We start from the raw sequence: 2,689 nt of genomic DNA, 5'->3' as shown, positions 1-2,689 counted from the left end.
CGTTCAAGGCGCGCTCCAAGGGCTGAGGCGGCGAGCCCCCGCCCCCGCCGGTGCCCGGTGCGGCGGGTGGGGGCTCAGCGGGGCAGGTCGAGCGAGCCGTCCTCGGTGAACGGGAAGAACGGGTTGTGGGCCAGCTCCCAGAGGTGGCCGTCCGGGTCCTCGAAGTAGGCGCCGCGGCCGCCGAAGAGGTCATTGGTCCGTCCGGGTTCGGTGTGCCTGGGGTCGGCGTAGTAGGTGACCCCGGCCCCCTCCAGACGGGCGATCATCGCGTCGAACTGCCCGTCGGGCACGAGGAACGCGTAGTGCTGGGACTGGATCGGCTCGTCCCTCTTCTCGTAGTAGTCGAGCGTCACACCGTTGCCGAGGTCGACCGGCAGGTGAGGCCCGAACGGTGCGCCGACCTCGGCCCCGAGGATCGTGGCGATGAACTCGGCCGACAGGCGCTGGTCCGTGGCGTAGACGGCGGTGTGGTTCAGGAAGGCTGCCGTTCGCGGCAGTTCGGTGGCGGCGGGGACTGCGGGTGGTCTCGCATCGGTGGCGTATTCTCCGGATCTTCGAGTCTTCGGATGTGCGGGGTGGGGCGCCACGCTCGGGCGCCGGAAGCGAAGATTCGGAGGATTGGGCGGGCCACGAGCCCGCCTCGCGGTCACGCCGAGGCCGGGAACCTCACTCGTGCGTGGCCCAAGACCGACCCGGCGGTCACCCGGCAGTCACCCGGCCACCTACCTGATTCGAAGGCCCGGACGGCGCCACCACGCCGTGGCGACCCCGCGCGGCACAGCCGAGCCCCGTCGGGGAGAACGAGGCCCCGCATGCCGAGCGGCTCGTCGAGTCGGCTTAATTGCAACGTGGTCGGGGGTCGCTCCTGGCATGATGCGCTGCATGACCACTGACCGAAAGGCCGATGCCGCGTAGACGGCCCGGCGCCCTGCGCGCCCTGCCGCGTGATGCTCCTGTTTGGGGCCGCTTCCCTCCGGTCCGGATCCATGGGCTCTCCGTCGACACCACCCTCGCGATACTCCGGCTGGAGCAGCTCTCCGAGGACTACTTCGTCCACCCCGGCTCCACGGACCGGGCCTTGCGGCGCTACCGGGCGTTTCTCGCGCCGCCGGGCCGGCGGCCGCTCTATCCGCAGGACTCGGTGTGCTCGTGCCGGGGCTGTTCGTTCGACGACGTGAGGCATGCGCGCGACGTGCTGGCGGAAGTCCTGCGGCAGCTTCCGCACCGGTCACGCGCCGAGTTGACCCGCCGAGTGGTCGCTCTGGACGCCGTGTATCTCGGGCGAACCCTGCCGGATCCGTTCGCCGAACACCGGCAGTGGCGCTCCGACCTGTGGTGGCGCCGCCGCCTCGCCGGTGGCAGGGAGAGCGGATGAACCCGGGCGACCCGAACTGCGCGACCTCAGTGACCCGCCACCGGGCTGTGCCACGGCTCCGTCGTTCCCGGGCGTGCGCCCGCCCATCCGAGCAGCAGTACCGAGCACACCGCCGCGAGCGCGCACCAGGTGGAGACGAACTCCAGGCGCCACAGGGCCCAGCAGCCAAGAGCCCCGGCACCGACCACGATTCCCAGGACGAACAGGCGTCTGTCGCCGGACAGGAGCAACGAGCCCGTCGTGGCCGACAGGTAGCCCGCGACGAGCAGCGGCGCATGGGAGAGGTGGAAGACGTAGCCGACCGTGTGACCACGGATCTCGGCCGTCGCCGGGCCGACGGCGAGCGCGTGGGCGAGGGCGATGGCAGTCACGGCTCCGGCCGCGAGGGGAAGGATCAGCCGGCGCCTGGCATGCCGCGGGGCGGCGCACATCACGCCCACCGGTACCCACACCGCGAGCAGTGGCAGGGCGATGACGGCCCAGGCGACGGTGGCGGGCCCGCTGCCCCCGCCCTTGTGCCAGACCACCGACTCGACGAGCTGATGGGCCCCGAGCAGCAGCGGCAGCGCGGCGAGCGGAAGGTCCCGGACGCGGTGCGCCCGCGCCACGCACCCCACTCCGACCGCCGTGACACCGGTACCCGCCACGAGGTCGGCCGTCGCACTCCAACACATCACGCCCCCGGGGTCCGTCGCCGTGTGCGTTCGCTCGCGCCACGGTCCACGCTACGTGTTCGGTCGTGCCGGGGTCCGGCTGACCCGGCATCCACGTCGTCCAGGCGGTGTCGCGCAACGCGTCGATGCCTCGCGGGAACAGGGGCCCGCGGTGCGCGGCGGCAGCCGGGGATGATTGGCTGTCCCCGGCCGTCACGCCGCAGCCCGACCGGGCCGATCCGCAGGAGGACTCCGCAGCCATGAGCAGCCCCTACACGTACGAGTACAAGGTCGTCACCTTCCGGGAGTCGCTGATCGGCGACGCGCTGGACAGCGACAAGCTGGAGAAGGTCCTGAACAAGCACGCCGAGGACGGCTGGGCCCTCAAGGCCATCACCTCGGCCGACGTCAAGGGTCGCATAGGCCCCGGAGCCGTCGAGGGCCTGCTGCTGACCTTCGAGCGCCCGCGCCGTTGACGGCCCGGCAGTCGATGGCACGCACCCGGCGTCCGAAGGTGACGGACCGCCGGGTGCGCCTATTTGAGGCCGCTGAGCATGACCCCTCGGACGTAGTACTTCTGCAGCAGCAGGAAGAGGACCAGCACCGGCAGGATGCTCAGCACGAGGCCGGCCATGACGATGGGCATCGTGCGGGTCGGGTC

Annotated in this window: 4 protein-coding genes; 2 read left to right on the top strand and 2 right to left on the bottom strand. The window is 71.6% G+C overall.

Annotated elements, in window-relative coordinates; translation table 11 throughout:
* Positions 1 to 74 precede the first annotated feature (74 nt).
* Entirely contained in the window at positions 75 to 497 is a 423-nt protein-coding gene (locus ACFW2E_RS44880; RefSeq protein WP_384477391.1) for a VOC family protein, read from the bottom strand.
* 407 nt (positions 498 to 904) lie between these two features.
* Between ACFW2E_RS44880 and ACFW2E_RS44875 the strand changes: the two genes are divergently transcribed.
* Positions 905 to 1,375 (top strand): hypothetical protein, encoded by a 471-nt coding sequence (locus ACFW2E_RS44875; protein WP_384477386.1) that lies wholly within the window; start codon positions 905 to 907, stop codon positions 1,373 to 1,375.
* A 26-nt stretch (positions 1,376 to 1,401) separates the two neighbouring features.
* On the opposite strand, the gene ACFW2E_RS44870 is transcribed toward ACFW2E_RS44875, so the two are convergent.
* A complete protein-coding gene (locus ACFW2E_RS44870) occupies positions 1,402 to 2,049 on the bottom strand; it encodes a DUF6629 family protein (protein WP_384477389.1) in 648 nt (215 codons plus the stop codon).
* A 239-nt stretch (positions 2,050 to 2,288) separates the two neighbouring features.
* Between ACFW2E_RS44870 and ACFW2E_RS44865 the strand changes: the two genes are divergently transcribed.
* Positions 2,289 to 2,504, top strand: coding sequence for a DUF4177 domain-containing protein (locus tag ACFW2E_RS44865; RefSeq protein WP_384477383.1), 216 nt, complete (start codon positions 2,289 to 2,291; stop codon positions 2,502 to 2,504).
* Positions 2,505 to 2,689: the final 185 nt, after the last annotated feature.

The organism is Streptomyces sp. NPDC058964, from assembly GCF_042741275.1.
In the GTDB taxonomy this organism is placed as follows: Bacteria; Actinomycetota; Actinomycetes; order Streptomycetales; family Streptomycetaceae; genus Streptomyces.
Note: the sequence above shows the minus strand (reverse complement) of the source record. Positions and strands in the feature narration are given on the sequence as shown.

Bases quoted from the DNA above. Each gene is read 5' to 3' on its own strand.
- ACFW2E_RS44865 (WP_384477383.1), top strand. From the start codon at position 2,289: ATGAGCAGCCCCTACACGTACGAGTACAAGGTCGTCACCTTCCGGGAG.
- ACFW2E_RS44875 (WP_384477386.1), top strand. From the start codon at position 905: ATGCCGCGTAGACGGCCCGGCGCCCTGCGCGCCCTGCCGCGTGATGCT.
- ACFW2E_RS44870 (WP_384477389.1), bottom strand. From the start codon at position 2,049: ATGTGTTGGAGTGCGACGGCCGACCTCGTGGCGGGTACCGGTGTCACG.